The organism is Alexandriicola marinus (genome assembly GCF_004000435.1).
In the GTDB taxonomy this organism is placed as follows: Bacteria; Pseudomonadota; Alphaproteobacteria; order Rhodobacterales; family Rhodobacteraceae; genus Alexandriicola; species Alexandriicola marinus.
The window spans coordinates 567,252-593,873 of sequence record NZ_RBVZ01000002.1; the positions used below are offsets into that span (position 1 = coordinate 567,252).

Annotated in this window: 27 protein-coding genes; 5 read left to right on the forward strand and 22 right to left on the reverse strand. The window is 63.9% G+C overall.

Translation table 11 applies throughout. The features are described 5' to 3' along the window. Positions 1 to 40: 40 nt before the first annotated feature. Together EP376_RS09165 and EP376_RS09170 are read right to left on the reverse strand one after the other, a co-directional pair. Complete coding sequence (locus EP376_RS09165) at positions 41 to 1,411, reverse strand: oligosaccharide flippase family protein (RefSeq protein WP_238928704.1); 1,371 nt, start codon at positions 1,409 to 1,411, stop codon at positions 41 to 43. Next, the gene (locus EP376_RS09170; protein WP_127655247.1) at positions 1,408 to 2,220 is read right to left on the reverse strand and encodes a glycosyltransferase family 2 protein; all 813 of its coding nucleotides are present in this window, start codon (positions 2,218 to 2,220) and stop codon (positions 1,408 to 1,410) included. Before EP376_RS09170 ends, EP376_RS09165 begins: the two co-directional genes overlap by 4 nt. 95 nt (positions 2,221 to 2,315) lie before the next feature. On the opposite strand from EP376_RS09170, the gene epsE reads away from it, so the two are divergent. Then, on the forward strand, positions 2,316 to 3,533 hold the full coding sequence (gene epsE, locus EP376_RS09175; protein ID WP_127655248.1) for an exopolysaccharide biosynthesis GT4 family glycosyltransferase EpsE: 1,218 nt from the start codon (positions 2,316 to 2,318) through the stop codon (positions 3,531 to 3,533). Here epsE and EP376_RS09180 read toward each other — a convergent pair. The 11 genes from EP376_RS09180 to EP376_RS09230 all read right to left on the reverse strand — a co-directional run bounded on the left by EP376_RS09180 (position 3,515) and on the right by EP376_RS09230 (position 16,705). Further along, entirely contained in the window at positions 3,515 to 6,289 is a 2,775-nt protein-coding gene (locus tag EP376_RS09180) for a calcium-binding protein (protein WP_127655249.1), read from the reverse strand. The genes epsE and EP376_RS09180 overlap by 19 nt on opposite strands. Next, positions 6,276 to 7,595 (reverse strand): glycosyltransferase family 4 protein, encoded by a 1,320-nt coding sequence (locus tag EP376_RS09185; protein ID WP_203330983.1) that lies wholly within the window; start codon positions 7,593 to 7,595, stop codon positions 6,276 to 6,278. The genes EP376_RS09180 and EP376_RS09185 overlap by 14 nt, the downstream gene beginning before the upstream one ends. Then, the gene (locus EP376_RS09190; protein WP_127655251.1) at positions 7,595 to 8,977 is read right to left on the reverse strand and encodes a hypothetical protein; all 1,383 of its coding nucleotides are present in this window, start codon (positions 8,975 to 8,977) and stop codon (positions 7,595 to 7,597) included. The genes EP376_RS09185 and EP376_RS09190 overlap by 1 nt, the downstream gene beginning before the upstream one ends. A 133-nt stretch (positions 8,978 to 9,110) precedes the next feature. Then, positions 9,111 to 9,800, reverse strand: coding sequence for a sugar transferase (locus EP376_RS09195; RefSeq protein WP_127655252.1), 690 nt, complete (start codon positions 9,798 to 9,800; stop codon positions 9,111 to 9,113). A gap of 800 nt (positions 9,801 to 10,600) precedes the next feature. Further along, positions 10,601 to 11,497, reverse strand: a complete 897-nt coding sequence (rfbD, locus tag EP376_RS09200) for a dTDP-4-dehydrorhamnose reductase (protein WP_127655253.1) — start codon at positions 11,495 to 11,497, stop codon at positions 10,601 to 10,603. A 2-nt stretch (positions 11,498 to 11,499) separates the two neighbouring features. Further along, complete coding sequence (gene rfbB / locus EP376_RS09205) at positions 11,500 to 12,558, reverse strand: dTDP-glucose 4,6-dehydratase (RefSeq protein ID WP_127655254.1); 1,059 nt, start codon at positions 12,556 to 12,558, stop codon at positions 11,500 to 11,502. A 69-nt stretch (positions 12,559 to 12,627) separates the two neighbouring features. Next, the gene (gene modC / locus EP376_RS09210; protein WP_127655255.1) at positions 12,628 to 13,713 is read right to left on the reverse strand and encodes a molybdenum ABC transporter ATP-binding protein; all 1,086 of its coding nucleotides are present in this window, start codon (positions 13,711 to 13,713) and stop codon (positions 12,628 to 12,630) included. Continuing rightward, a complete protein-coding gene (modB, locus tag EP376_RS09215) occupies positions 13,710 to 14,420 on the reverse strand; it encodes a molybdate ABC transporter permease subunit (RefSeq protein ID WP_127655256.1) in 711 nt (236 codons plus the stop codon). The genes modC and modB overlap by 4 nt, the downstream gene beginning before the upstream one ends. After that, on the reverse strand, positions 14,417 to 15,151 hold the full coding sequence (modA, locus tag EP376_RS09220) for a molybdate ABC transporter substrate-binding protein (protein WP_238930921.1): 735 nt from the start codon (positions 15,149 to 15,151) through the stop codon (positions 14,417 to 14,419). Before modA ends, modB begins: the two co-directional genes overlap by 4 nt. A gap of 223 nt (positions 15,152 to 15,374) precedes the next feature. Next, entirely contained in the window at positions 15,375 to 15,998 is a 624-nt protein-coding gene (locus tag EP376_RS09225) for a CoA transferase subunit B (RefSeq protein WP_127655258.1), read from the reverse strand. 2 nt (positions 15,999 to 16,000) lie between these two features. Continuing rightward, on the reverse strand, positions 16,001 to 16,705 hold the full coding sequence (locus EP376_RS09230; protein WP_127655259.1) for a CoA transferase subunit A: 705 nt from the start codon (positions 16,703 to 16,705) through the stop codon (positions 16,001 to 16,003). 248 nt (positions 16,706 to 16,953) lie between these two features. Here EP376_RS09230 and mobA point away from each other — a divergent pair, with 248 nt between their 5' ends. Continuing rightward, positions 16,954 to 17,523, forward strand: a complete 570-nt coding sequence (mobA, locus tag EP376_RS09235) for a molybdenum cofactor guanylyltransferase MobA (RefSeq protein ID WP_127655260.1) — start codon at positions 16,954 to 16,956, stop codon at positions 17,521 to 17,523. Beyond that, complete coding sequence (locus tag EP376_RS09240; RefSeq protein ID WP_127655261.1) at positions 17,523 to 18,389, forward strand: molybdopterin guanine dinucleotide synthesis; 867 nt, start codon at positions 17,523 to 17,525, stop codon at positions 18,387 to 18,389. The genes mobA and EP376_RS09240 overlap by 1 nt, the downstream gene beginning before the upstream one ends. Here the strand turns inward: EP376_RS09240 and EP376_RS09245 are convergent. Genes EP376_RS09245 through hmgA form a run of 7 tightly spaced genes read right to left on the reverse strand, consistent with a single transcriptional unit; the run spans position 18,371 to position 24,177 of the window. After that, positions 18,371 to 18,631, reverse strand: a complete 261-nt coding sequence (locus EP376_RS09245) for a sulfurtransferase TusA family protein (protein ID WP_127655262.1) — start codon at positions 18,629 to 18,631, stop codon at positions 18,371 to 18,373. The genes EP376_RS09240 and EP376_RS09245 overlap by 19 nt on opposite strands. Further along, positions 18,628 to 18,822, reverse strand: coding sequence for a DUF2783 domain-containing protein (locus EP376_RS09250; protein WP_127655263.1), 195 nt, complete (start codon positions 18,820 to 18,822; stop codon positions 18,628 to 18,630). Before EP376_RS09250 ends, EP376_RS09245 begins: the two co-directional genes overlap by 4 nt. Continuing rightward, complete coding sequence (locus tag EP376_RS09255) at positions 18,819 to 20,366, reverse strand: FAD-dependent oxidoreductase (protein WP_127655264.1); 1,548 nt, start codon at positions 20,364 to 20,366, stop codon at positions 18,819 to 18,821. The genes EP376_RS09250 and EP376_RS09255 overlap by 4 nt, the downstream gene beginning before the upstream one ends. Before the next feature lie 34 nt (positions 20,367 to 20,400). Then, a complete protein-coding gene (locus tag EP376_RS09260; protein WP_127655265.1) occupies positions 20,401 to 21,351 on the reverse strand; it encodes an MBL fold metallo-hydrolase in 951 nt (316 codons plus the stop codon). A 13-nt stretch (positions 21,352 to 21,364) separates the two neighbouring features. Further along, positions 21,365 to 22,615, reverse strand: coding sequence for a fumarylacetoacetase (gene fahA, locus EP376_RS09265; protein ID WP_127655266.1), 1,251 nt, complete (start codon positions 22,613 to 22,615; stop codon positions 21,365 to 21,367). Positions 22,616 to 22,657: 42 nt separating this feature from the next. Further along, the gene (locus EP376_RS22960) at positions 22,658 to 22,822 is read right to left on the reverse strand and encodes a hypothetical protein (protein WP_164744897.1); all 165 of its coding nucleotides are present in this window, start codon (positions 22,820 to 22,822) and stop codon (positions 22,658 to 22,660) included. Next, positions 22,822 to 24,177, reverse strand: coding sequence for a homogentisate 1,2-dioxygenase (gene hmgA, locus EP376_RS09270; RefSeq protein ID WP_127655267.1), 1,356 nt, complete (start codon positions 24,175 to 24,177; stop codon positions 22,822 to 22,824). Before hmgA ends, EP376_RS22960 begins: the two co-directional genes overlap by 1 nt. Positions 24,178 to 24,294: 117 nt before the next feature. Here hmgA and EP376_RS09275 point away from each other — a divergent pair, with 117 nt between their 5' ends. Then, positions 24,295 to 24,759: a MarR family winged helix-turn-helix transcriptional regulator gene (locus tag EP376_RS09275; protein ID WP_127655268.1), complete on the forward strand. Its 465-nt coding sequence runs from the start codon at positions 24,295 to 24,297 to the stop codon at positions 24,757 to 24,759. Next, positions 24,756 to 25,373 (forward strand): maleylacetoacetate isomerase, encoded by a 618-nt coding sequence (gene maiA, locus EP376_RS09280; RefSeq protein WP_127655269.1) that lies wholly within the window; start codon positions 24,756 to 24,758, stop codon positions 25,371 to 25,373. Before EP376_RS09275 ends, maiA begins: the two co-directional genes overlap by 4 nt. On the opposite strand, the gene EP376_RS09285 is transcribed toward maiA, so the two are convergent. After that, positions 25,370 to 25,837: an OsmC family protein gene (locus tag EP376_RS09285; RefSeq protein ID WP_127655270.1), complete on the reverse strand. Its 468-nt coding sequence runs from the start codon at positions 25,835 to 25,837 to the stop codon at positions 25,370 to 25,372. The two genes, maiA and EP376_RS09285, sit on opposite strands and share 4 nt — an antisense overlap. After that, complete coding sequence (locus EP376_RS09290; RefSeq protein WP_127655271.1) at positions 25,834 to 26,619, reverse strand: HpcH/HpaI aldolase family protein; 786 nt, start codon at positions 26,617 to 26,619, stop codon at positions 25,834 to 25,836. Before EP376_RS09290 ends, EP376_RS09285 begins: the two co-directional genes overlap by 4 nt. Between the last annotated feature and the right edge of the window lie 3 nt (positions 26,620 to 26,622).

A 26,622-nucleotide genomic window follows, 5' to 3' on the forward strand; every position in this document is an offset into this window, starting at 1 on the left:
TGCATTGGAATACGGACATAATGTGGCGATCATCAGCCCCCTATCCGCCAGACATCGCCGCCAAGGCGACGATATGGGGCCAGTTCAGCCAGATTGCGATGCCACCCAGAACGGCGGCCGCGATGGCGAACAGAATATCATGCCACGGATCCCAGGCACCCTCGGTCCGGGCCAGCCAGATAACAACGGGATAGGCGGCCAGATGGCCAAGGCCCTGCCCCAACAGTGCGCCGGGCAGCCCCCCCACCCAAAGCCCCGCCCCCATGCCAAGGATGATCAGCGCGGCCCGGGTCGCAGCCAGGACAAAATACCGCCGCGATTCGCCCGAAGCCAGCGCAGCCTGATCGTAGGTCAGAACGATCAGCGCGGGGATCTGCATGATCGCCAGCAAGACGACGATCCCGCCCGCCACCTCGTATCGCGGATCATAGAGGATTTGGACCAGCCACGCCCCGACAAGCCCCAATGCAACGGCAAGCCCGATCAACGCCGCCGTGGCGGGCATCCGCATCCGGCGGAGCGCGAGGAAATTCTCGCGGCTCTGTCGCGGCGGGGTCTCGCGGTAGATCGGGATCAGCACACGGTGCGTCACCACATGGCCCAGCATCAACGGGAAGGACGCGAGAAAGAACCCAATGCTGTAGATGCCGAAATCGTAGGTCGAGAGATACCCCCCGATGATGACCTTATCCGCCTGCCCGATCGCGAAACCGCAGATCGTGGAAAGGAAGATCCATTTGCCGAAATGGATCAATTCGCCCGCCGCGGCGCGCTCCCAGTTCAACCGGTTGCCCGGTCCGGGCAGAAACACGTTCAGCAGGATCAGATGGGCGAGCGACGACAGAACACCGCTGGCGACAAGCGCCCAGACCGACTGAAACGCCACGGCCAGCGCGACGGCGAGAACGATCCCGATGGCCTGCACTGCCAGTTCGATCATCGTCACGCGCCCCGCGCGCATATGCCTGTTGGCCGTCTGAAGCTTCGTCGGATTGAACCCGGCGATCACCAGCGTCAGCGCCGAGACCGGGAGATAATGGATCAGGTCCGGCTCTCCGAAATAGCGCGCGACAGGCCAAGTCAGGCCGATGGCCACGACGAACAGGCATAGCCCCCGGATGATCTGGATCGTCCATGCAGTATCAAGAAACGCACGGTCGTCACCGCGTTTCGACTGCATGATCGCGGGGCCGACCCCCACGTCCGAGAACATGGCCAGCGCCATCAGGAAGACCGAGACCATCGCCATCGTTCCGAACGCCTCGGGAAACAGAAGCCGCGTCAGGATCAGGTTCGAGGCCAAGCGCATCGCCTGCCCGCCGGCGAACCCCGCCATCGTAAAGGCAGAGGATCGAAACGCGCGCTGCGCGATGCTCGATCCTTTCAGAAATCCCGTGAGACCCGCGCTCATCGGCTTCGGCTCCATTCCGGGCCCTGACGGCGCAGGCGCACAGCAAGCGCGACGCCGGCATAGATCGCGAAGCCCACAGGATCGCGCAGGGCCAGACCGGAGGCGCCGCCGCCGGTCTTGTCTTCGTTCCCGAGCAAGGCGGGATAGCGACGGGCGATTTCGGCAACGCCGGCATCCTGCCTGCGCCTGACCCGGACAAGCCGGGCAAATCCCTGAGCGATGGGCCACTCATAAGGTGCCGCGACCGAGACGCGCTCATCGGGCGCGAAATTCAGTCGGGCAAACAGGTCATCGGCGATCACGTCGGGCCAATCCTGCCACCGGGCCCGGCCGGCCGCATTCATGGCAAAGAAACCGCATCCCGGGACGGTCGTGGCCATATAGGGAACTTTCGCCCAAAGCCGCGCATAGGCACGGCTGATCGGACCCTTGCCCACGATCCGGATCGCGCCACTGGCATAGCGGGGAGTGGCCGTATCGAGCACCCCGACGATCTGCGGCAGAAGTCCCGGGGAAACCGTCACATCGGCATCGAGATAGGCCCGGATCGTCCCGTTCGCGGCCCGGTCGCCAGCCGTCAGGGCCCGGGGCTTGCCCCCCTGAGCCAGGTCGATCACCCGAAACGCCCAGCCGGCGGCCTCGATCCGCGGGCGCTGTGCATAGGCCTCGGCGACGGTGTTGTCGCTGCAGCCATTGGCCACGATGATCACCTCTGCGGGCATCGCGATCGGCTCTGACCGGGACAGCGCCTCTAAGCATGGGCCGATCAGCGACTCTTCGTTATGTGCGGGAATGATGACGCTCAGCACCGAGAAACTCTTTCACCATATGCTTTGGCTTTGACCTGCCGGTGCGATCCGCACAGGTTGGCGCCTGACAGGAACGATTGCGGAGACGGCGACGCATGGCTGCGCCACGTAAACTCGGGTATCTGGTGCCGCAATTCCCCGGCCAGACCCATATCTTTTTCTGGCGCGAAATCCGTGAACTGGAAATGCGCGGGATCGAGCCGGTTCTGTTCAGCACTCTGCCGCCACCGCCCGGACTGATCGCACACAATTGGTCGGCTGAGGCCGCCGACCGGACAGATTACCTTGGCCGGATCTCTCCCCTCGAACTGCTTGCCGCTTTGCCCGCATTGCCCTGGCGCAGGTTGATCCGCCTCGGATGCGGCGAAAAGCTGCAATTCTGGAAGGACGTCATGATCGCGGCCGGACCTGCCCGCGTTCTGGCGCAACGCTGCCGGTCCGAAGGCATTTCCCACGTCCACGCGCATTCCTGCGGCCGGGCAGCCCTGATCGCCGCGCTTTGTCACGATATGGACGGACCGCCCTATTCGCTGACCCTTCACGGCCCGCTTGCCGATTATGGGCCTGGCCAGCGCTTCAAATGGAGCGGGGCCACATTTGCGACGATCATCACCCGCAAGCTGATCGACGAGATGCAGGCCGAAATGCCCGACGCCCTGCCGCAGACGATCCTGCTTCAGCCGATGGGCGTGGATACGGATCGACTGGCCCGTGACACGCCCTATGTGCCGGCGGCGCCGGGCGGGCCGCTGCGGTTGTTCTGCTGTGCGCGACTCAATGTGGTGAAGGGTCACGAGGATCTGCTGGCCGCCGTTCGGCAATTGCGCGATGCGGGCCGCGACGTCACTCTGCGGATCGCCGGCGAGGATGACGCGGGCGGCACAGGCTATCGCAAGACGCTTGAGGCACGGATCGCTGAACTGGGCCTTGGCGAGGCGGTGACGCTTCTCGGCGCGATCGACGCCGACGCGGTGCGTGACGAATTGCTCTCGGCCCATATCTTCGTTCTGGCCAGCTATGGGGAGCCCTTGGGCGTTGCTTACATGGAGGCCATGTCCTGCGAGGTCCCGACGATCGGAACCGATGCGGGCGGTGTGCCGGAGCTGATCACCGACGGCACGGACGGGCGCCTCGTGCCGCCCCGCGACCCCAATGCCCTCGCCTCCGCGATAATCGAGATCGCCGATGCGCCCGAACTTGCCCTGCGACTGTCGTCGCACGGACGGGCGCGGGTGGTCGCCTCGTTCCGCGCCGGTCTCGGTGCCGAGACGCTGATCAAGGGGGCCTTCGACGATCACGTTTCCGGCTCCTGAAGCAGGATATCGCGACCCGCCTCGGGGAAATGCAGCCTCTCGATCCCCGCCATGCTCTTGAGCCCGGCCGGACCATCGACCAGCAGTCGCCCGCCATCCCAGCCAAGTCGCCATTGATCAGGCTGGCCAGAGAGGATCACGACATCCTCCCCCGGCCCGCCATGGATGATATCGTAGCCCGCGTCGGGCCGGAACGTGTCGTTCCCCGGTCCGCCCAAGAGCTGATCTTCCTCAGGCGTGCCGGCCCAATCGTCATCGCCCGGACGTCCCGCCCGGAAGACGCCATGCAGATAGGCCTCGGACGTGACCGGCCCCGGCCGGCTGCCATAGGCGCGCAGCGTCGCGGCCCTCGGGTTCATGTCCCCGACATGGCGGCGCGCACCCCAGCTGCCCCAGCGCGACGGCGGCGCGGTATCGACGAACGCGTTGAAGAGGGTGCCGCCCACGGCCTCCCATTCGGTCAGAAGATCGTCGTAAAGCTGCGCCATTTCTGGGCTGTAGTTGGCTTGGGTGAAAAAGTCGGTGATCGCGTCATCTTCGACGGTGGCGCCATGGCCAGTGACATGGGTGCCGCCCTCGTACATGATCAATTCGAGGTCCTTCGCCCGGGCGATATCGGCGTGATAGGGCCAAAGCTCCCCGGTCAGAGCCGCGAAGGAGCCCGCGCGCGCAGCCTCCGCCAGCTGTGCGGCACCGTCGTCGGCCGCAGCCCATCTGCGCAATCGGTCAAGATTGGACTCGTCACCCAGTTCGATCCCGAAATAGCCGGTAACGGCATAGGCGCGGAACGCCTCTGCCGGAGGCGGAAGCCCCTCGGCCACGGCCAGTGGCGCGTCCAGAAGGGCCGCCTCGAGCCCCGGCCAGCCGGTATGCACCGATGCAACCGGGATCACCCGCTCGGCTTCGTCTCCGAAGACATCGGCCCAGATACGGGCGACCTCTGCCCCGCGCAGGCCTGCGAACTGCATCCACGCATCGTCGGATGCGCTCGCCCCCCAGCGGGCCCCGGCCTGATCGGCCGCCCAGCGCGCCTGCGGAAAGATGAAGTTCCAGACCTCGTTCGACCATTCCACCCGAACCGGCAGCCTGTGGTCGAGATGATCCCGGACATGTGTCGCGAAGGCGCGGACATAGGCGTCATCGGCCATGTGGGGCAGCGTGAACCATGGCTCGGCTCCGATCTGATTGGCCAGCTCTGTCATCACCTCTACCGGAACGCCTCGCCAGACATAGGTGAAATCACCCGGTCGGGGCCTGTCGGCCCAGACAACCTGCTCCGATCCGTTGGTGTCCATCCAGTCCATGAACCGCACAGACCGCAGGTCCCGGATATCGGCGATGAAAGCGGGATCGAACAGGGCGCCCGCCTCGATCAGATCGGCATTTTCTGCGCGAAAGACGCGGATATCACGGATCGGGTCCTCGGGATCGACGCCCGAGATACGCAGGCCTACAAGCCCCGGCCCGGGCCTGTAGTCAAAACTCAGCCCACCGTCATCCTCGCGCGTGACATTGCGGGCAAGGCCGCCGAGGCTCAGGTCACCCTGCCCCTGCCACGTAACCCGGTAACGCCCGACAAGCGAAGTCGCACTTTCGGGTTGATCGGTCAGGATGAAGGCTTCGATCGCCTCGACCTCGTCCGGCAGGGACAGCGGCCAGCCTTCGGACGAGAGGTGGCCCGCCTGCTGCAATTGTTCGAATGTCACTCCACCCCATTGGCCCGGCATATGACCGATCCACGGGCGCGCGGTCTTCATCAGGTCGAGAAAGGGATGCTGTGTCGACCAATCCGAGATCCCGGCCAGCCCCATCGCAAGTGACGGATCGGCAAAGCCCGTTTCAGGTGTCTCCAGCCGGGCCTGATCGGGGATGGCGGCGCCCGAGACCTGTTCCCACAGGATGCGGCGGATCTCGGCCTCGTTCCCGGCGATCTCGGGCGGGAGTCCGTCGGCCAGCGTGCCGAAAGACGGCGGCTCCTCGCCGAAAAGGGCGGAATAGGTGGCAAGGGCCGCAAGGAAATACAAAGGCTCTGTCCCGTGAGGGGCCTCGTCTTCGTAGAAGACAGTGCCGTCGAGTTCGGACAGCGGCGTTTCGCTGAGGACCCGCGCAAGGGCGGAGGCCACCGGGATCAGTTCCACATCCAGCCCCGGTCGGGCTGCGCGGATCGCATCGACATAGTCGACGTACCATTCGTGATAGTCGCCCATGTTTTCGCGGTGATAACGACGCAGACCACGGGCATTCGGGGGATACCGCGTGACCGTCGACATCAGCGCCCAGCCTTCATAAACGAAGAACCGGGCCCCCGGCGCATTGGCCGACGCCCAGTCCAGAACGCGGAGCGTGGCGGAAAGCGGGCTGTCGCCGGTGGGATTGTCGCCCTCGTAGGGCCGGTCGGGTGCGCGGCCCTGAATGAAGTTCGCGGGATTGATCAGGATCGTATCGAACCCGGCCCGGCGAAAACCGATGCCGCCGGTCATGATCCGGTCGACGCCACCGAAACTCCATTTCGGCTCGGGCGGCAGGTCGCGGGCGAAATCGCGAACGAACCCCCATGTGCCATCAAGGCGAAGGGCATGACCTTCGGCTTCTGCCAGCCGGGACAGCCAATAGGGCACGTTGGATCGGCCCTCATCGGTCAGGTGATGGATCAGGCTGTTGCCGAAGACGAAGACATCCGCCGATTGCCCGTCCTGTGCCCGCGCGGGCGCAGACAGGACAAGCGAGATCAACAGCGCGACCCTAGCCAGCCACATCGGAATACCTCCCCACATCATAACGCGTCACACCCGTGAAATCGGGCCGAACCTCCCGCTTTCCGGTGATCCAGTCGTAAACCTCGGCCACCTGTCCTGCCTTGGCGGACCAGGTGAAATTCTGACGCGCAACGGCACGCGCACAGGCGCCGCGGGCGGCCACATCCTCGGGATCGTCCGCCAGTCGGTTCAACTCTGATCGAAACCGCGCAACGATCGCATCTCGGTCACCGAGGGCAACCTTGTAGCCCGTCTGGTCGGTGACCAGTTCGCCCGGCCCCGCGTAATCCACGATCAGGGGAGCAAGGCCCATTGCCATCGCCTCGAGCACGACCCCGCCGCCGAATTCGCGGACGGAGGGAAAGGCCAGAAGACTGCACTTTCCGGCCACCGACTGAACCTTGTCATGCGGCAACCAGCCATGAAGCCGCACAGCCTGTCCGAGGGGGGCGGCTTGCTTGCGCAGTTCTTCCATCATCGGGCCGTCGCCGATCAGATCGAGCGTCATGCGCCCCGACCGCAGAAGCTCTGACGCGGCCTCAAGCAGCATGTCGGGGCCCTTGTAGGGCACCATACGCCCGATGAAACAGGCCCTGAGCGGCCCCGATGTGGGCGGCCTCGGCAGATCGGGAAACCGGACGGGATCGATCGCGTTTTCCGGCAGCCAGATCGTCCGGTCCTGCCACTGTTCGAACTCCGTCGCGGTGTGGCGCGACCCGGCAAGGATGCAGCGCGTTGCATCGAGCATGGATTTGCGGCCCGGAAGATAGCGATAGATCCCCCGAACATAGGACAGCCATTCACGCTCGGCGCGGCGCGCAGCCTCGAATTCGCGTGGCCACGGCACGCCACCGTTGAGAGGGCCGATGACATATGGCACCCCGGCGCGCGCGCAATGCGCGGCCAACGGCCCGCTTTGGGTGGGGCTGAGCGGGGTGATCCGATGCACGACATCGTATCTGCCCTTGCGGATTTCGGCGCCGAACCGTTTCCAGACAAGCCGTTCGAAATAGGGGTAGGAGATCGCACTGACGGCCTGAAGCGCCGTCCATCCCTTGCCTTCGCCCATGCGCAACAGGCCACCCAGCGCCCAGAGAGGGCGGGCCAGCGCCTCGCTGTCGATGGCGGTGAAATCGTCGCCCTCGGTCAGGCCGGCGGCGATGATGGCGGCGCGGTTGCGGACCTGAGTGACGAGGTGGACATCGGCCACCTCGGCCAAGGCCCGGGCCAGGGACCAGCCGATCAGTGGCACGCTGACCCAGTCGGGGTTCGCGGCTTCGGCGATGACAAGAACCCGGGGCCGCATCACAGGACCGTCTGCAACACAACGGGCCGGGATGTCCGGCTGGGGTGATATCGTTCGGCGTAGCCCAGAACGGCACCCGCAAACAGCCATGTCAACGGCGTGATCGTGGCGTTGGGAATGAGATCGACCATGTTCACGCCCAGCATCAGCGTCAGCGTGATGGCATAGGGCGACAGGCTTGCCCCATCGCCCTGAAGCGATCGTCTCCACAACACGAAGATGGGCGTTGCGAGCAACAGGAACTCCGCGAGGAATCCCAGCCAGCCGAACATGCCGATCCGGATGATCCACCGCCCGTCCGTGACAGTGAGGATCTGTCCCGTATTTTCATCGAGGATATGGTTTCGCCCCCAGATGCCCCACCCGAAAAGCGGTTTTTCATAGGCCCGTTCCATCAGGATCGTCTCCTGATCGAACCGGAACCGAAGCGAATTCGCGCGCTCTTCATCGACCATGGCGGCGGCGGACAGCAATTGTTCCTTGGGCACGAGGTCAGCCCCCTTCAGCAGGGGATACCCGATGGCCAGACCGGCCATGAGGACCGCGGCCAGGAGTTGGGCCTTGCGGCCAAACAGCAGCACCACCGGCGCGAGCGCCACACCATAGATCAACGCACCCAGCGTCTTGGCCAGAAACAGAACGCCGAACAGATAGACCGCAGCCCCCGCCAGCAAGAGCTTGCGCGGCCCCGCCTCGTGGCGCAGCAGGGCCACCGCGGCCAGAACGGCCGTCATGCAGAAGAACGCGACCCAGATCCCATGATACAGGAACACGATCGGACGAAAGCCGCCGAAGCGGATCATCTGATCGAAATTGTGCTGAAAGAAGCCGTAGATCCAGATATTCAACTGCGGGCTAAGCCGCACCTCGATGAGCATCGGGATGGAATAGACCAGCCCCCCGATGAACAGGGCCCAGACGACATCCCTCTGATCACCGGCTGATGTCAGCACTCCACGGGCCAGCAGGAACGGCACGATCAGCATCGCCTGCTGGGACATCAGGGCAAGAGCCTCCTTGACCTGCAGGCCGGGCAGGCCGACCTGCCCGTAATAGACGGGCTCGGTATTCGTCATCACGGTCGCGAAGGGCGACAGGATGAACACACAGATCAAAGCCTGAACAAACCGGGACTCGGGCCAGAAGCTCAGATCCCGGCGCCACATCGCGACGCACAGAAACGCGAGGCTGAGATTGGGGATCGTTTCCTTCGTCAGCGGCGGCAGGATCGGAAGATCGATCCCGGCCGGCGGCGGCGGAAGAAAGAGATAGGCCACGAGGATACACGCCACCAACGCCCGGCCACGCGGCAAGACCCGAAGGAGAACAAGCGTTACCAACGGCCACGAGAACAGGACGAGAGAGGCGAATGCGTTGGGCATGATTCCGTTGGGGCCGGTGTCTCTTACGTCTACTAGAATGCACAAGGGCAGGCCAAAGCCCGCCATTGTTCATCACCTTAACGTAATTCTGCGGCAGAATGATGGCTATCTGAGTGCAGGCCCCGGTTGCCGATCAGCGACCGGTCGCTTTCATCACCACGACAACCGTCCGGAAGATCACCTTCATATCGGTCAGGAAAGAAATCGACTGGAAGTAGCGCTGGTCATAATCGGCACGTTCATGAAAGGTCGTGTCGTTGCGCTCGGAGATCTGCCACAAGCCGGTGATACCCGGACGCATCGCGTAGTATTCCGTTCCCGGATACAGAACCCGCTGAGCGGTCATCATCGGGCGCGGCCCGACGACCGACATGTCGCCGATCAGCACGTTCCAGAATTGCGGCAGCTCATCGAGTGACGTCGTGCGCAGAAAGCGGCCGAACGTCGTGACGCGGGGATCGGCCGTAAGCTTCTGATGCCGCTGCCATTCCGCCATCGCCTTGGGGTTCTGTGCGAGGTGAATCTCAAGAAGATCATCGGCATCGCAGACCATCGTCCGCAGCTTCCACATCCGGAAGGTGGTTCCATTGCGGCCCACCCGATCCTGAGAATAGAACGGGTTGCGCCGGTCAGAGGCAAATTGCACCAGCGCCAGCAGCGCCACGGTCGTGACGACAGGAAACGAGACCGCAAGAACGACAAGAACATCGAATATGCGTTTGAAGGCCCGTCGGTAGACGCCTTTCTGGCAAAGCTCCGTCGGAGTCGAAATAGGCCGCTGGAGCGTCGCCGCATCATAGGTCGAGCGGTATTGGTAACTCATTCACTTCCCTCCCCAGGGAAACCGGCAATCTGTCCGGCCCGAACAATGAAACACCTGACTCACGTAATACTGCGCGTCGGGCCAAACTATGGTGCGGCGGCAAACAGGCCCCCCAATAGAACCGTCACTGGTATAACGTGATTGGAACAGGCGTTCCGCACACTGAAAGCAGGAAAAGCCTGCCCCCCGAAATCGCCGCCTTTGCCCACCCGACGAGTTACACCGACAGGTAACCATCCGCCTGCCCTCCGGGTCAATCTTACGGACGGGGCATACAACTAATGGATGTTTCTGAAATCGTTGGAGATCAGACCGGTTCGCCCCCTTCCCGGCGACGATATCCAAGGGACTTGCCGTGCCGCACACGGGCAGCGGTCAGGCTTCGACAGACCGCCCTACCTCCGCGGAGACTGGCAAGCACAAGGTCCGAGATGGCGCTCAATTGGTGCCACCAAGGAAACAATAGGCATGATATTGTGTCGACGAGACCCGAATCGAGCACTATTTATACTATAGGTTGCAATCTTACAGAACAAATTCGCGCCATATTTCAACGTCCGGGCGCCTCGAATTGTGGCAAATTCTTTGCGGAATGACGGTGTCCAGAGCCAATTGTGGCATGAATGTGTCTGCGGAGTGGCGGCTTCGCGGCGCCAGAAAGACCCTGGAATGACCTTGGGTCAACTTAGCGCCAGATGCGAAACAATCGCTACTTCAAAGGCTCATTGTTTGCGCAAGTGGAATGCCAAGGTGGAGTGATTCGGCACAAGCGTGCCGCGGTCACGGCCGGAAAGCGCCGGTCAGACCGATCCGGTGACGCCCTGGCCCGGCAGGGCACGAAGCCCGGCGAGAACCTCACCCAGACCTGCACGCCAGTCGGGGCGCGAAATCCCGAAGGTCTCATGGCAGGTGGTGCAATCCAGCCGGGAATTCAAAGGCCGGGGCGCGGCTGTGGGGTATTCGGCCGAGGAAATCGGCTCGATCTCGCAGCGCAGGCCGGCCATCGCCATGATCTCGCGGGCAAAGGTGGCCCAGCTGACATCCGGGGCACCGGCAAAGTGGTATGTCCCCGACACCTCGGGCTCCTGAATCAGATGCGACGCAATATGAAGAAGCGATGCCGCGATATCGGCCGCCGCGGTCGGCCCGCCCACCTGATCGTCCACGACGCGCAGCCGGTCACGTTCCGCCCCGAGCCTGAGCATGGTGCGCACGAAGTTCGAGCCATGTTCGGAAAACACCCAAGAGGTCCGAAGGATGACGTGAGCCCCACCGACCTCGCGCACCGCAACCTCGCCATCGCGCTTTGTCCGTCCATAGACGCCAAGTGGATTCGTGGGATCGTCGGGGCGATGGGGGGCGTCGCCCGAGCCATCAAAGACATAATCGGTCGAGACATGGACAAAGGGGATCCCCCGGTCCGCCGCCAGACCTGCGATCATGGCGGGCGCGTCGGTGTTCAGCGCCTGCGCGCGGTCGGGCTCTTCCTCGGCCTTGTCGACGGCGGTGTAAGCCGTCGCATTGATGATCGCCTTTGCATCGCGGGACAGCTTTTCAAGGATCGGGCGGGCAAGGTCCGGTCGTTCGAGATCAACTGCCTCGCGACCCAGAACGATTAGGCTGGAACCAAGACGCGCGGCCCGTTCCTGAACGCACCGCGCCACCTGACCGTTCTGTCCCAGAAGCAGGATCGCCATGCTCAGTCTTGCTTTTCAAGAAGCCCGGCTGTTCCCAGCCGTTTGCCCACATCCTGCCGGGCCTGCAGCGGGCGCCACCAGTCCTCGTTTGCCAGATACCAGTCGACGGTCTTTTCCAGCCCCTCCTGCAGGGTGACCGAGGGGGACCAGCCCAGTTCGCGCCGGATCTTGGCAGGATCGATTGCATACCGCAGATCATGGCCCGGCCTGTCGGTCACGAAACGGATCAGCTGGTCATGCGGGGCCGCGTCAGGGCGACGGCTGTCGAGGATGCCGCAGATCGCCGTCACGAGATCGATGTTCCGGGCCTCGTTTTCGCCGCCAATGCAATAGGTCTCTCCGACCGCGCCACGCGCAAGCACCGTCAGAAGCGCATCGGCATGATCCTCGACATACAACCAGTCGCGAACGTTCTCGCCCTTGCCATAGACGGGGATCGGCTGTCCGGCGATCGCATTCAGGATGACGACGGGGATCAGCTTTTCGGGAAAGTGGTAGGGGCCGTAATTGTTGGAACAATTGGTGACGAGGACGGGGAGCCCATAGGTCTCGTGCCAGGCCCGGACAAGATGGTCGCTGGCGGCTTTGGATGCGGAATAGGGGCTATTGGGGGCATAGGGACTGGTCTCGGTGAACTGGCCCTCGGCGCCCAAGCTGCCGAAGACCTCGTCGGTCGAGATATGGTGGAACCGGAACGTCTCGGGCCGGCCCATGCCGTCCCAATAGGCGCGCGTAGCCTCGAGGAGCGTGTAAGTGCCGGTCACGTTGGTGTCGATGAACGCGCCGGGCCCGTCGATGGACCTGTCCACGTGGCTTTCGGCGGCCAGATGCATCACCGCATCGGGCTGATACGTGGCCAGAACCCGGTCGACGCCGTCGCGGTCTCGGATATCCACATGTTCGAAGGTGTATCCCGGCCGGTCAGCGATCGGATCGAGATTGGCCTGGCAGGCGGCATAGGTCAGAGCGTCGAGATTGATCACCTCATGCCCGGCCGTGACGGCCTGACGCACCACCGCCGAGCCGATGAAACCCGATCCCCCTGTCACGATAATCTTCATGCGTGCATCACCCATCCCGGATTTCTGAACCGCTTAGCAACCGCAGGGCCACATGTCACGCATAAGGGATCAAGTGTTGCCGATGGGGCCAATATCACCGGGCGCGACCGCCACTGTCTTCACCACGGCAAAGAGCGGCATCCCGACACGGATGTTCAACGCATCAGCCGACCGCCGGGTGATCCGCGACAAGAGTTTCGCACCCTCATCCCCGACGCTCAGCTGGATCAGAACACCTGGCCCCTCACCCGAGCGAACCTGAGTGACATGTCCGGCCATCACGTTGAGCGCCGACATGCCGTGCGGGCGGTCCAGCGACAGCATCACATCCTGCGCCTCGATCCTCAGCCGAAGTGCCTGCCCGACCTCGCCGGACAGGGCCGGCACGAACAGCGGCCCTCCCGCCGCGGACAGCTCGGTCAGACCATCGTCATGATGCCGGGCGATGCGGGCCTCGATCACGGCGCCCGCGCCGCGGATCCCCACATGCCGGGCAAGCCCCGGATCCGACAACAGGTCGGCCACCGGCCCGTTGGCCAGAACGCGCCCGTCCTTGATGATGACCAGCGTATTGGCAAGCTGCGCCACCTCTTCAAGCGCATGGCTGACATACAGGATAGGCAGTCGGGCCTCATCCCGAAGCCGGGCGAGATAGGGCAGGATCGCGGCCTTGCGCGCCGGATCGAGAGAGGCGAGCGGTTCGTCCATCAACAGGATCTCCGGCTCGGACATCAGCGCGCGCGCGATGGCCACCCGCTGCGCCTCGCCGCCTGACAAGCTGCCGGGGCGACGATCCAGAAGCGCGCCGATCCCCAGAAGATCGACCACAGTCGAAGGGTCAGCCACGGCTGCGGCCCCATAGCCGATGTTCTGGCGCACGCTCATGTGCGGGAAGAGGCGCGCATCCTGAAAGACATAGCCGACCTTTCGGCGGTGGGTCGGCACCCAGAGACCCGAGGCGCTGTCCTGCAAGACCCGCCCACCGATCGCGATGCGCCCCTCGTCAGCACGGACAAGCCCCGCGATGGCGTTGATGATCGTCGACTTTCCGGCACCGGAATGACCATAGAGCGCCGTGACGCCATCCGGCGCGGCAAAGGCCAGGTCGAGCGTGAACGCCCCGAACCGGTGGCGCAGCCTGAGATCGAGGCTCATGTCCGGCCCTCCGACAGACCCAGCCGCGCCGCCGCGCGGCGGGCCAGCCATTCGGACAGGGCCAGCGCACCCAGCGCGATCACAACCGACACGACCACGAGGCGCAGGGCCGACGCCTCGCCCCCGGGCACTTGCAGGAAGGCATAGATGGCCGACGGCAACGTCCGGGTCTGGCCCGGAATGTTCGACACGAAGGTGATCGTTGCGCCAAATTCACCCATCGCCTTGGCAAAGGACAGGATCATCCCGGTCAGAAGCCCGGGCAGGATCATCGGCAGGGTGATCGTCCGGAAGATCCGAAACCGCGAGGCGCCCAGCGTTGCGGCCGCCTGTTCGAGTTTCGGATCAACCGCCTCGATCGACAGCCGGATCGCCCGCACCATCAGCGGGAACGCCATGATCGCCGCGGCCAGCGCGGCCCCCGTCCAGCGGAAGGCAAATTCGATCCCCAGTGCCTCGGACAGCCAGCGCCCGATGGGGGCATTCGTTCCCAGAACCAGCAGAAGAATATATCCTGTGACAACCGGGGGAAGGATCAGCGGCAGATGCACCAATCCGTTCAGAACCTGTCGGCCCGGAAACCGCCAGCGCGCCAGCGCATAGGCCACGAAAATACCGAAAGGCAGACTGGCCACGGTGGCCCAAAGGGCGACCCTCAGAGACAGGGCCACCGCCTGCCACTCCTCCGGGCCAAGCCAGCCGGTCATTCCCGAGGCTCCCCCGGAAGGGCGAAGCCGTCGGCCACGAAGATCGCCTGCGCCTCCGACGACCCGAGGTAATCAAGGAATTCCGCCGCGGCGAGCGAGGCGGAGAGTTGGGCCGCCGGGTAAAGGATCGGGCGATGCGACGTGTCCGGAAACCCCGCCACGATGACCGCATTGTCCTCTGCCGCCGCGTCGGTGCTGTAGACGACGCCGAACGTCACCTCGCCCAGCGCGACAAGACGCAAGGCCGCGCGCACGTTGTCCGTCTCGACAACGCGGGGAGCCAAGGTATCCCACAGGCCCAGCGCCTCGAGTGCCTCCCGCCCATATTGCCCGGCAGGCACCGCGTTCGTCAGCGCCATGGCAAGCCGCCCCTCACCAAGCGTTTCCGGCAGGTCTTGCAATGCAACCTCGGGCCCCTCGCGCGCGACGACGACGAGGGAGTTCGACAACACGTCCCGCCGCGTGCCCGCAACGACAAGGCCCGCCGCCTCGATATCGTCCATCCAGTCGACGCTTGCAGAGATGAAGACATCGGCAGGCGCGCCGCGTCGGATTTGAAACGCGAGCGCGGAGGTCCCTGCATAGGAGAGGATGACATCGTGATCCGTGCGCGCCTCGAACGCCTCGGCCACCCGATCGAGCGTTCCGCCAAGGCTTGCCGGTGCGAAGACGAGGATATCGTCGGCCCGCACCAGGGCCGGAAGGCACAGACATAGGAGAAGAATTCGCATCATGGAAAGACCGTCGTTCCAAGACCGGCGAAGTTCAAGCGCCATGAACCGCGCAGGTGGGCCCCGGTGACATAGAGTCCGCCTGCGCCAAGAATGACAGGCCTGTCGGGCACAGCAATACAGGATTGTCAGAAGACCGGACCAGCCCCGGTGACGCAGCCCGGGTTTGATCTCAGGGCGCCCGGCTGAACGGTGAGGCCCGCCGGAGCGGGCCTCAACAAACTCAGACGATGTTGGCGTCCGTGGCCGCGATGACCTCTTCGCGGGTGACGCCGGGGGCGAGTTCCACGATGTGCAGGCCCTTGTGCTCGACCTCGAGCACGCAGAGGTTCGTGATGATCAGGTCCACCACGCCCTTGCCGGTCAGCGGCAGGGTGCATTCCTTGAGGATCTTGCTCTCGCCATGCTTGTTGGTGTGATCCATCACAACGATGACCCGGCCCACGCCGGCCACGAGGTCCATCGCGCCGCCCATGCCTTTGACAAGCTTGCCGGGGATCATCCAGTTGGCCAGATCGCCCTCTTCGCTCACCTCCATGGCGCCGAGGATCGCGGCCGCGATCTTGCCGCCCCGGATCATGCCGAACGATGTGGCGCTGTCGAAATACGCGGTCTTCGGCAGCTCGGTGATCGTTTGCTTGCCGGCATTGATGAGGTCGGGATCTTCCTCGCCCTCGAACGGAAACGGGCCCATGCCAAGCATGCCGTTTTCCGACTGCAGCGTGATTTCCTTGTCGCCCACGTAGTTCGCGACAAGCGTAGGGATCCCGATCCCGAGGTTCACGTACATCCCGTCTTCGAGTTCCTGAGCGGCCCGTGCCGCCATCTGGTTACGGTCCCAAGGCATGATCAGGCCTCCTCACGCTGGCGGGTTGTGCGCTGTTCGATGCGCTTTTCATGCTCGCCCTGGATCAGGCGATGAACGTAGATGCCGGGCAGGTGGATGTGATCGGGATCAAGCTCGCCGGGTTCAACGATCTCCTCGACCTCCATCACGCAAATCTTGCCGCACATGGCAGCGGGCGGATTGAAGTTGCGCGCGGTCTTGCGGAAGATCGCGTTGCCGGTTGTGTCGGCCTTCCACGCCTTGACGATCGACAGATCGGCAAAGATGCCATGTTCCATGATGTAGGTCTGGCCATGGAACTCCTTGTGTTCCTTGCCCTCCGCGATCTGGGTGCCCACGCCGGTCCGGGTGTAGAAACCCGGGATACCGCAGCCGCCTGCACGCATCCGCTCGGCCAGGGTGCCTTGCGGGTTGAACTCCAGTTCCAGCTCACCCGAAAGGTATTGCCGCATGAATTCGGCATTCTCGCCCACGTAGGAGGAGATCATCTTCTTGACCTGACGGGTCTGAAGCAGGATCCCGATCCCGAACTCGTCGACGCCGGCGTTGTTGGACGCAAAGGTCAGGTCCTTGGTCCCGGCCTCCTTGATCGCCTGAAGCAACAGCTCAGGGATGCCGCACAGGCCGAACCCGCCGGCTGCAATGAACATGCCATCGTGCAATAGCCCGTCGAGCGCCTCGCTGGCCGAACCGTAAATCTTCTTCATCTTTTGCTCCTTGATGGGGGCAGGCGTAATGATGTTTCGTGACGGACAAGGGATGCCGCAAAGGCGCCCGAACGGCAAGGCCATAGGCGCAAGACACGCGCGGCGTCATCGGCTTGTGAAACGGCGGGCACGCGCGATATCAGCGTCGGGCCGCAAATCCACGGGACTGTCGGGATGAGAAAGATGATCATCGCTTTGCTGTCCGGCAACGGCGACCGGAACATGACCGGACGCGTCGGGCCGAGCCGATGAGATGTGCCGTGATCCTTGCCGGGGGACTGTCGCGCCGGATGGAGGGCCCGAACAAGAGCCTTGTCGACCTGAAAGGTCGTCCGATGATCCGCCATGTCATCGCGCGGATCGCGCCCCAGGTGGATCGGCTGGCGATCAACGCGAATGGCGCTGTCGCGCACCTCGCAACCCTCGGCCATGAGATCATAGCCGATGACATCCCCGATCATCCCGGACCGCTGGCCGGTGTTCTGGCCGCGATCGGCTGGGCGTCCGGTCAGGGTGCGGACAGGGTGCTGACCATTCCGACGGATTGCCCGTTTCTGCCGACCGACCTCTTTGACAGGCTCGACGCCGGGGCCGGTCTGACGGTCGCACGATCCGCGTCCGGCACACATCCGGTCTGTGCGATCTGGCCCGTCCGGCATGAGGCTGCGATCCGCGCGGCGATCCTCGGCGGGACACGCCGGATGCGCGATGTGACCGCCGCGCTTGGCGCGCGCGAGATTGCTTTTGACGACATCCCCGATCCGTTCTTCAACGTGAACACACCGGCCGATCTGGCCGCTGCGGCAGAGCGGCTGTGATGCGGTCCTTCGACGAGGTTGTCGCGGTCGACTGGTCGGCCAGCGGGGTTCCCAAGACGGGGCCGGATTCGATCTGGATCGCCTCCTCGGACGGCGCGCTCGGCAATCCCGCGACCCGGCATGACGCGACGCAGGACATTCGCAACCGTGTGGCAACGGCGGTCTCGACCGGCAGGCGGACGCTTGTCGTGTTCGACTTCGCGCTGGGGGCACCCGCGGGGCTCGCCCAACGCGCGACAGGCCGGACATCAGCGCCTGCTTTGTGGAATTGGCTTGCCGAACGACACGAGGATGATGCGCGCAACCGCACGAACTATCGTCACCTCGCGGCAGAGCTGAATGCGTTGTTCAGCGGGGATGGCCCCTTTTGGGGAAACGGTCAGAAGGCCGACATCCCGGGCCTTCCCCGGCGCAAACCGCCGCTGCCAGACGGCCTTCTCGCCCATCGACGTGCCGAAAAGGCAGGGCATGAACTTGGTCTTGCGCCAAAGCCCATTTGGCAACTGGCGGGCGCAGGCGCGGTGGGCGCGCAATCCCTGACGGGCATGGCGATGATCGCGAACCTGTGCCGGGACTTCGAAGGCCAGCTTGCCGTCTGGCCCTTCGAGGACGCGACCACCGCACCTGTGATCCTGGCGGAGACCTATCTTTCGCTTCTGCCCGCCGAAACCGCGCGTCGAGTGGCGCGCGGCATGATCAAGGACGCAGCGCAGGCCTCGTCGATCGCCGATGGCTTTCTGGCGCTGGATCGCAGCGGTGTTCTGGGGAGGCTGTTCGAACCGGACGCGCCGGCCGAGGTCCTCGCCGAAGAGGGGTGGTATCTGGGCGCGGGTCAGGCCGCGCTGGTTCAATCGGCCTTCGACTGACCGCGTTCGATCACGAAGACATGCGTATCGCCGTCGGCCTCTGACGACACAAGCCGGTGGCCGGCCTCTGCGCAGAAATGCGGAATGTCGATCACTGCGACGGGATCGCTTGTCCGGATGCGCAGCGTCTGCAGCGGCTTCATCGCGATCAAAGTCTTGCGCGCCCGCAAGACGGGCAACGGACACACCAGCCCGACGGCATCAACCTCGCGATCCGGCAGCACGCGGGCGTGCCCTGTCATGTGCCGGATGTCCGGGCGAGGTCGATTGCCTCGCGCAGGACGGCCCGGTCGCCGATATGATTCATCAGGATCAGGATCAGACGCGCGTTCAGCGCGGCACTGGCCTCGGTGTCCAGCCCCCTGTGCGCCGCCAGAAGGTCGGCATAGGCGCCATCGTGATCTTCGATGTTCTTGGCGGTAATCAGGCTCATGCCCGGCCCTCCCAGATGGCGTCGATCTGCGCTTGGATCGTGGCGGCATCGGCCTTGGTCCACCGCGCGGCCACCACCTGATCGGGCCGGATCAGGTAGATCGCCGCCTTCTCATCACCCAGATAGCGGGCCGTGATCTCGGGCGAAGGCTCCAGCGTGATCGCCTCGATCCCATCGGGCGCGGGCTGACCGATGGCAAGCACGGTCATCTGGCCCCCGAGCATCGACAGAAGCCAGCCATTGCCCTGCGGCGCATCGGGCGCCACCGAACCGGGCCGAGACACGGCGGGCAGTCCCGGGGCATCGGGGGCATTGATCGGATAGATGCAGGGCATCGACAGCCTGCCGGAATTGACCATGGGGCGGGCGAATTCCGCGTGGCTGGCCAGCGCCAGCGTCGCGTCGCGGAACCACCGGTCGGCCCCATCGGAGGGTGACATGAACCGGGTCGACCGGGACGAGTTCATGATGTTCTCGTCCGAGCCATAGGTCCGCTCGGCGTCATAGCGATCCAGCAGCGCGCGCGGGGCACGGCCCGTGACGACCGCCGCCAGCCGCCAGCCCAGCGCATCGACATCCTGCAGACCGCCATTGCCACCGCGCGCGCCGAAGGGTGAAACGACATGCGCACTGTCACCGACGAACAGGATCCGGTCGTGGACAAAGCGTTTCAGCCGGCGGCACTGGAAAGTGTAGATTGAGGTCCAGTCGAGCTTGAAATCACTATGCCCCACGACCTTTTCGATCCTGGGGATGATGTTTTCGGCCTTCGCTTCTTCTTCGGGGTCGGAACCCCAGCCCAGTTGCAGGTCGATCCGGTAGATATTGTCGGGCTGCTTGTGCAGAAGCGCCGATTGACCGGAGTGGAATTCGGGCTCGAACCAGAACCACCTCTCGGCGGGGAAATCTGCTTCCATCTCGATATCGGCGATCAGGAACCTCTCTTCAAAGAGTTCCCCTTCGAAATCGAGGCCGAGCATCGTGCGGATAGGGGATTTCGCCCCATCGCAGGCCAGAACGAATTCCGCCTCGAGCGTATATGGCCCGTCGGGTGTCTCGATGGAAAGCGTTGCGCAGTCCTCCCCCTGATCAACGGAGACGACCTTGTTCTTGAACCTCAGGTCGACCAGATCGGATTCTTCACAACGCGTGACGAGGTATTCCTCGACGTAATATTGCTGAAGATTGACGAAGGCCGGCATCTTGTAGCCGGGATCGGGCAGCAGGTCGAAATTGAAGACCTCCTTTGCCCGATGGTGGGTGCGGCCCACTTTCCAGGTGACGCCCTTTTCGACGCAGGCCTCGCCCACGCCGATCCGGTCGAGGATCTCGAGGGACCGTTTGGCCCAGCAGATCGCCCGCGACCCGACCGAGACCACGTTGTTGTCATCAAGGACAACGGACCGGACACCGTGGTTCGCCAGTTCCAGCGCCGCGGCCAGACCGATCGGGCCGGCCCCCACGATGATGACCGGGTGGCGCGGTTCGGGCGCCGCCAGCCCCGGCGGCGCGATATACGGGAACGGTGCATAATCGTAGGCCATCTTGTCCTCCCTGAACTCGACCCTTGTGCTGCGCCTAGCCTTGAAGCGCCTCCCACATGTCCTTGTCGCGCTGCGCCGTCCAGATACGCGGGGTGTCGATATCACGCGCCTCGTCATAGGCGCGGGCGACGTTGAACGGCAGGCAATGCTCATAGATCGCGTAATCCGAGAATTTGGGATCGCATTCGGCACGCACGGCATCCCACGCGTCCTTGAGGCTTCCGCCGCGCAGGGCGACCTGTGCCGCGGGCCGGTATGTCGAGCGGACGAAATCGGCCGTCGCGTCCAGCGCGGCATTGACCATGTCCTTGCCGACAAGCGCATCGCCCCGGCCCGGTGCAATGGCGTCGAGATCGAACCGCCGGATCGCCTCGAGCGTCACGGGCCAGTCGTGGAAATGGCCGTCTCCGCAATAGCAGGCCGAGTGGTATTCGACGATGTCGCCGGTGAACATGACGTTCTGATCGGGCACGTAGATGACCGCGTCGCCGGCGGTATGCGCGCGCCCCAACTGCATGATGTCGATCCGGCGCTCGCCCAGATAAACGGACATGCGGCCGTTGAAGGTCGTCGTGGGCCATGTCAGACCCGGGATCTCTTCATGGCCTTGAAAAAGCCGGGGAAAGCGGTCGAATTCGCTGTCCCAGTCTTCCTGCCCACGCTCCACGACCATGGCGCGGGCCTTTTCCGACATGATCACCTGCGGCGCCTCGAAGGCAGACGCCCCCAGAACGCGGACCGCGTGGTAATGTGTCAGAACAAGGTGGCTGATCGGTTTGTCGGTCACGGACCGGACGCATTCGATCACCTTGCGCGCAAGCCGTGGCGTGGCCTGTGCCTCGACGATCATGACGCTGTCATCGCCAATGATGACGCCGGAATTCGGATCGCCCTCGGCGGTAAAGGCATACAGGCCGTCGCCCACCTCAGTGAAGCTGATTTCCTTGTCCGCCATGTCGCCCTGGCTGGCGAATGCTTTTGCCATCTGCCCTGTTCCCCTATTCGCGCGCCCAGTCGGGCAATTCCACTGCGGGCCGCACCGTGCCGGCGCAGTCACCAAAACCGATCGTATAGCCGTCGCCCCGCGCCATGCCGCGCAGGGTCAGGGTGTCGCCATCCTCGAGGAATGTCCGCGTCTCACCCGTATCGAGCGTGAGCGGCTCCTTCCCGCCCCAGCTCAGTTCCAGAAGGGACCCGCGGGCGTCTTTCGCCTCGCCCGAGATCGTGCCCGTGCCCAGAAGATCACCGACCCGCATCGGGCAGCCGCTTGTCGCATGGTGGGCAAGCTGCTGTGCAGAGGAGTAGTAAAGCTGGTTCATGTTGGTGCGGCTGATCACCGTCTCTGCCTTGCCCTTGGGCGCCAGACCGACTTCGAGGTCGATGTTATACAGCATCGGGCCCGGCTCCTGCAGATAGGGCAGAAGCGGGCGTTCGCGCGCGGGTGTCGATGTGCGGAACGGCTCGAGCGCGGCACGCGGCACGACCCATGGGCTGATCGTCGTGGCTGTGGCCTTGGCCTGAAACGGACCCAGCGGCTGGTATTCCCAGGCCTGGATGTCGCGGGCCGACCAGTCGTTCAGAAGGACATAGCCAAAGATCATCTCGTCGGCCTGCGCGACCGAGATCATGCCATGCGACGGCTGGCCGACGATGGCCCCCATCTCGAGTTCAAGATCGAACCGGGCCGACGGCGCGAACCGTGGCAGATCGTCATCCGGACCCTTGAGCTGACCCCAGGGCCGGGTGACAGCGGTGCCGGAGACAACCACCGACGACGCCCGTCCGTTATAGCCGATCGGGATCGACAGCCAGTTCGGCGGTAGCGCGTTTTCGGGGCCGCGAAACATCGTGCCGACGTTGAAGGCATGGTTCCTGCCCGCGTAGAAATCGGTATATTCCGCCACCCGGAACGGCATCCGCATGCGCACCCTGTCGCGCGGGATCAGCATATCCGCAAGCGTGGCCGTCGCCTGCGACCCCTCGGCCAGAAGCCCGGTCAGCGCGTTGCGGGTCCGTCTCCAGATGCCGGGGCCTGCGTTCATGAAATCGTTCAGCGCATCCTTGTTGAAGCCCGCGTCCGGAAACATGCTGCGCCCCGCGGCCGAGCCAAGGTCGAGCACGAAATCACCGATCGCCACACAGCAGCGCGCACCATAGCCATCATCGAAGACACCATATGGAAGGTTGTTCAGCGGAAAGGGCGAGTCCGGCGCATTCGCGCTTTCGACCCAGGATCGGTGAAGGGGCATTGTTCTTCCTAAATTATCTACTTGGGATCGGCGGCCAAAGACCTAGTCGCCGCCACCGTCGAAACTCATATCGTCGTCGAACTCCGACCGGTTGTGCCTGTGATGGGCGACGATCTCTTGGTCTTGCGGTTTGCGCCGACCAGACAACGCGACCGCAGCACCAAGAACAACCGCCATGACGACGACAACGACCGTTTCGGTGGGCATCACTTCTCCCCTGGGGTTCCGTCGAATTTCTTTTCGAGGCTCGTCCAGCAGTCGATGTAGTCATCCTGAAGCGGCGCCTCCTTGGCGGCGAACTCCGTCAGGTGCTGCGGGAAACGGGTCTCGAACATGAACGACATCGTATTGTCCAGAAGATGCGGCGCAAGCTCTGCGTTCGACGCACCTTCGAAAGCGTCACGATCCGGTCCGTGCGGGAGCATCATGTTGTGCAGGCTCACGCCGCCGGGGACAAAGCCCTGCGGCTTGGCATCATACTGGCCATAGATGTTGCCCATCAGTTCGGACATCAGGTTCTTGTGATACCACGGCGGGCGGAATGTGTTCTCGGCCACCATCCACCGTTCGCGGAACAGAACGAAATCGATATTCGCCGTTCCGGGCTGGCCCGACGGCGCAGTCAGCACCGTAAAGATCGACGGATCGGGATGATCGAACAGGATCGCGCCGACGGGCGAATAGGTCCGCAGGTCATATTTGTAGGCGCAGTAATTGCCGTGCCATGCCACCACGTCCAGAGGACTGTGATCGATCCACGTCTCATGGAACTGTCCGCACCATTTGACGACCACCCGGCTTTTCGCGTCGCGATCCTCGAACGCGGCCACGGGGCATTTGAAATCGCGCGGATTGGCAAGGCAGTTGGCGCCGATCGGCCCACGCGCCGGAAGCTCGAATTTCTGGCCGTAATTCTCGCAGACAAAGCCACGGCATGGCCCTTCGAGAACCTCGACCCGGTAGACCATGCCGCGCGGAATGATCGCGATCTCCTTGGGTTCGAGATCGATCACGCCCAGCTCGGTGCAGAACCGCAACCGCCCTTCCTGCGGGACGACCAGCAATTCGCTGTCGGCGGAGAAGAAGTATTCATCCACCATCGATTCGGTCACCAGATAGATATGCGCCGCCATGCCGACCTGCGTGTTCACGTCGCCCGCGGTCGTCATCGTCCGGATACCCGTGACCCATGTGAGGCCCTCGTCGCCGTGGGGGACAGGGTCCCACCGATACTGACCCAACGAGATGACGTCGGGGTCAACATTCGGCGCACTCTTCCAGTAGGGCACGTCGATCTTGGTGAAACGGCTGGTGTGCTTGACCGACGGCCGGATGCGATAGCACCAGGTCCGCTCGGGCGGGTTGGCGGTAAAGGCTGTGCCGGACAGCTGCTCGGCATAAAGGCCGTAGTTACATTTCTGCGGGCTGTTCTGCCCCTGCGGCAAAGCGCCGGGCAGGGCCTCGGTCTCGAAATCATTGCCGAAACCGGGCATGTAGCCTTCGAGCGTGCCGGCATGATGCGGCGCCCGGATCATGCCGCTGGGGTGTTCCTGGCTGGTCATTGCAAACCTCCCTCTCCTCCCGAACGGGTGGACATTGCTGGGCCCAGTATTCGTTGCAGATGCAATGAAGTCAAGGAAATCGTTGCAGTTGAGATGGTTTTGGGGATTAGTCCCGTCATGACGCAAGATACCGAAACACGGCCCAAAACCGCGCCGCCCGACTTTGATCTGGACGGATTTCTTCCTTACCGGCTGACCGTCGCTGCCGACCGGCTGAGTGCCGGGCTTGCCCGTCGCTACCGCGAAGAATTCGGCCTCTCGGTCGCGGAATGGCGGGTTCTGGTTCACCTCGTGGATTCGGGTTCGGTCTCGGTACGTGATATCGGCCAGAAAGTCAGCCTCGAGAAATCAAAGGCCAGTCGGGCCGCGTCCCGGCTCGAGGCCGATGGCCTGATCGAAAAAGGCATCAACGCACAGGACCGGCGCCTTCTGGTTTTGTCGCTGACCGACGAGGGGCGCGCCCTGATGGCACAGCTTCTGCCTCTGGCGATCGCCTATCAGGACCGGCTGGAACAACTGGTGGGCGAACGGCTCGATGCGCTGAACGAGGCGATCGACATCATTCTGAAGGAAGACCCATGATCCATCTATACGATTACTGGCGGTCCTCGGCGGCCTACCGGTTGCGCATCACGCTTGGCCTTGCAGGTCTGGACTGGGAGGCCACGCAGATCAACCTCGCCGAGGGCGATCAACGCAGCCCAGAGCATCTGGCGCGCAACCCGCAAGCGCTTGTTCCGGTTCTCGAGATTGACGGACAACGGATGGTGCAGTCGCTGGCCATCATCGAATATCTCGATGCGACGCGGGCTCTGGGCCTGATCCCCGAGGATCCGCTGCAGGCCGCAAGGGTGCGGGCGGCTGCCTACGTGATCGCGATGGATATTCATCCCGTCTGCAACCTTCGTGTCGCCAGCTTTGCGGCGCAGAACTCCAACGGCGGCATCACCATGGAAAGCTGGATGCAGGCCCATATCGGGCCCGGGCTTGCCGCCTTCGAGACGATGCTTGACGATGGCGAGAGGTGTTTCGGCGACGCCGTCACGATGGCCGACATCTGCCTGATGCCCCAGCTTTACAACGCGCACAGGTGGGGGATCGATCTGTCACCGGTGCCCAAGATCCGCCGGATCGAAGCGACGCTCAGCGAGATCCCGGCCTTTGCCGCCGCCCATCCCGACCAGACCCCACACTAGGGGGCAAACCGAAAGCTCGGCTCACAGCGCACGGGAAATCTTACCGATCGCGCGATGAAGCAGACGTCATGGATGCGGTCGTGAAGGGCCGCCGCCTGCCCGGTATCGGTGCCAGCGACGATTGTGATCACCGGTCGCAGCGTGGCGGACAGAAACCGCCCGGCCCCGCCCGGTTCGACCTCCGCCTCGGCCACCGGGTCATCGCGATATTCCGTCACGGTGATCCCCGCATCCGAGGCAAAGTGCAGAAACCACAGCATGTGACAGGCGGACAGCGCCGAAAGCAGCATGTCTTCGGGGTTCATCCGCGAGGGGTCCCCACCCAACAACGGATCGTTCGAGCACTCGATCACCGGTTTGCCCGGAATCGCGACAGACCATGTCCTGTCATAATCCCGGTATCCCGACGTGCCGGTCCCGCGATTGCCGGTCCACAAGATGCGCGAGACATAGCTGTGGCTCATCCGCCCGCACCATCCCGGCCCGGGCCGAACCGCCCGCGCAGGGCAACAAGCGCACTGCGCAGGGTCACCACATCGATACCCACGGCAAGGAAGTCGACGCCACGTTCGACAAGAGCGGGGCCCTGATCGGGATCCGTCGCCAGAAGACCCGTCGCCTTGCCCGCCGCGGCGATCCGGTCCAGTGCCGTGTCGATCACGGCGCGGACCTCGGGCGCATCGGGTCGGTCCAGATGCCCCATGTCGGCGGCAAGGTCCAGCGGCCCGATAAAGACGCCGTCGACGCCATCGACCGCAAGGATATCGTCCAGCGCGTCGATCCCGGCCCGGGTCTCGACCTGCACGATCAGGCAGATCTGATCGTTTGCCGTGTGAATGTAATCCATGATCGCGCCATAGCCCGAGGCCCGCGCCAGCGCGGGTGCCACACCGCGCACACCTTGCGGAGGATAGCGCGTCGACCGGACGGCCTGCCGCGCCTGCTCGCCGCTTTCGATCATCGGGATCAGGATCGTCTGCGCCCCGATATCGAGCATCTGCTTGATCTCTGCCCGATTGTCATCGCGCAGGCGGACGATCGGGTGCGCCTCATCACCGACCGCGCGCAATTGTTCCAGCACATCACGCAGGCGGTTGAGGCCGTGTTCACCGTCGATCACGACCCAGTCGAACCCGGTCTTGGAGGCCAGTTCGGCCACCGACGGATCGCCCAGCGACAGCCAGAGGCCGATCTGGCAGCGCCCGGTTCGAAGGGCGGCCTTGAAGAGGTTGATCGGTGCGGGCATGCC